Raw genomic sequence first — 269 nt, forward strand, 5'->3', positions numbered from 1 at the left:
GTCGCCCTCGTCGGGGTATTGCGAGTTGATGGCATCCGCGATACAAGCGTCAATGATGAATGTTCCAGTAGCGTTGATGTCCATGGTCTTTCTGAAGTCCTGTTGAGATCAGCACAATCTTTGAGGTGGAATAGAATTTTCTCACTTTTACACTGTCAACCATCTTGTTGCTCCACTTTCGGGATGTCGCTACCGCAGCACAATGGACACCACCCGCTAGACTGCCCTTGGGGATGGCCTTCAATGCCTCGGTACAAGCGGCTTGTACC

At 50.9% G+C, this 269-nt stretch carries 1 protein-coding gene; it reads right to left on the minus strand.

The annotated features are described in order from the left end of the window. Positions 1-49: 49 nt before the first annotated feature. On the minus strand, positions 50-269 hold a 220-nt coding region (locus ACEN88_RS35530; protein WP_413347098.1), incomplete at its 5' end, for a hypothetical protein.

It is taken from the genome of Massilia sp. CT11-108 (assembly GCF_047302915.1).
GTDB classification, from domain to species: Bacteria; Pseudomonadota; Gammaproteobacteria; order Burkholderiales; family Burkholderiaceae_D; genus Telluria; species Telluria orientalis.